Source organism: Paenibacillus sp. P4_E11 (genome assembly GCF_056401635.1).
Window position 1 is genome coordinate 1 of record NZ_JBFUIX010000368.1, and the last position, 2,066, is coordinate 2,066.

Genomic DNA, 2,066 nt, shown 5'->3' on the forward strand with positions numbered 1-2,066 from the left:
GGTTTATAGGGATCGCCTTAATTATGATGTACATCGGATTTTCCTTCGTCCAGACGGCTCTTACGGAAAGTGTAACGCAAATATTACCCACTCATCAGATTGGTATCGGCATGGGTCTGTTCAATATGACATCGACCATTTCCGGAGCAGTCGTGACCGCACTAGTCGCCAAGTTGATCGAGCAGGATCTATTCGCATTCCCGCTCCATCCATTCATATCGGACTCGCGGGCCTACCTATACAGCAATCTTATTCTCATTGTAAGCTTGGTTGTCGTAGCAAGTGCGATCCTCTATCTATACTCTTTTGGCAAAAAAGCCCCACAGACGGTCAGTGAACCGGTATAATGCTAAAGTGAAAAGACATCAATCATACATAGATGGTCGTGAACCCCATTATTCATCGCCAATCTGTTTGTAAAATTGCTTGGAGCTCGCGAAAAACTGCTGCATTGCATCACGGACGACAAGCTCTTGCTTCGTATTGAGTGCTGCGATGATGTTCTTACGGGTTTGCAAGCTATTGTCGATAGCACCGGGTACTTCAAGAAGCCTGAGATTAGTTTCCCGACGAAGGTGGACGATGGTCTGCATAAGCTTAGCATAGATACGATTGCCGCATATTTCGCCGATATGCAGATCGAATTCGTCTAATTGCGCAAGGAATCGTTCTGGTGAAAAATCTGGAGATACTCGGATCAGCTCATCCATCTGCCTGGACAAGCTCGCTAGTTGTGAAGACGAGGCATGAATTGCAGCGGAGATGTACACTTCCGTCTCTATAAGCTTACGAGCGGCATATATTTCGTCCAGATTGTTCAGCTCATTATGGAACATCCACACGATCGTATCGGATCGGATCGGCTCCTCTTGTTTATTCACGAAGCTGCCTTCTCCGGCTTTGATCGAGATCAGTCCGATCAGTGATAAGGCACGAAGCGCTTCACGCACACGCCCGCGGGTAACGCCGAACTGCTCGGCGAGATCACGCTCGTTCGGTAGCTGCTCGCCAGGTTGAAGCTGGCCAGAGCGAATAAGTTGAGCTATTTGCTCCATGATTTGTTCGGTAACCGTTATTTTCTTGACCGCCTTAATGTCAACCACTGTGCAGTTCTCCTTGTATGAAAAATGTGTTGTGGGATTGCGTAAAGCATGGTAATCTGGCTTTGTGGTAGCACCAGAAGACCGGTTTGTTAATTTATTATACCACATCGCAGTGAGTATGGAGCAATTTGCATATTGTGGTACTACCAGAGTACCAAGATGTAATTGGGAGGGTAGCATGATGATAAGGTTAAAAGGTATTACTTGGAACCACACACGAGGCTATTTGCCCATGGTAGCGACAAGTCAAAGATTCGCAGAGCTTCATCCTGGTATCGAGATCGTCTGGGAGAAGCGATCCTTGCAGGAGTTTGCAGATAAGCCACTTGAGGACTTGATCGACAATTACGATCTGCTTGTCATCGATCATCCGTGGRCTGGCTTCGCCGCAGAGAAGAAGGTGCTGGTCGCACTAGATGAACATCTATCTGTTGATTACCTTGCAGATCAAGCTATGAACAGTGTTGGGATGTCTCATGCAAGCTACAACTTCGGCGGGGTACAGACGGCATTAGCGATCGATGCGGCTACGCCGGTATCCTCACACAGACCTGATTTGTTGCAACACTATGATCTGCAGCTRCCTCATACATGGGATGAGCTGCTTATGCTCGCTCGCAAGGGGTACGTAGCCATACCGGCAATCCCCATCGACAGCCTAATGAATTTCTATATGATATGTTTGGCTCTTGGCGAGGAACCATTCCAACAGCCGGATACGGTAGTTAGCCGGGATGTTGGAACGGCAGCATTAGATCATTTGCGAGAGTTGGCTTCTCTATGTACGGCTGATGTATTCCGTTGGAACCCAATCGCAGTCTATGAARCACTATCGACTCGCAACGATCTGGTCTATTGCCCATTTGCCTATGGGTATTCGAATTATTCTCGTACAGGTTACTCCCAACATCCTCTTGTATTCGGAGATCTGGTTCACCTTGGCGAGGGGAGATTACGTTCTAC

At 47.6% G+C, this 2,066-nt stretch carries 2 protein-coding genes and 1 pseudogene; 2 read left to right on the plus strand and 1 reads right to left on the minus strand.

Annotation, left to right across the window (positions count from 1 at the left end; all coding sequences use genetic code 11):
• Window positions 1–347, plus strand: a pseudogene (locus AC1DWB_RS34080) (MFS transporter); the annotation flags it as partial.
• A 48-nt stretch (window positions 348–395) separates the two neighbouring features.
• On the opposite strand, the gene AC1DWB_RS34085 reads toward AC1DWB_RS34080, so the two are convergent.
• Window positions 396–1,103, minus strand: coding sequence for a FadR/GntR family transcriptional regulator (locus AC1DWB_RS34085; protein WP_477545508.1), 708 nt, complete (start codon window positions 1,101–1,103; stop codon window positions 396–398).
• Between the two features lie 178 nt (window positions 1,104–1,281).
• Here AC1DWB_RS34085 and AC1DWB_RS34090 point away from each other — a divergent pair.
• A partial coding sequence (locus tag AC1DWB_RS34090; protein ID WP_477545509.1) for an extracellular solute-binding protein occupies window positions 1,282–2,066 on the plus strand: 785 nt, incomplete at its 3' end.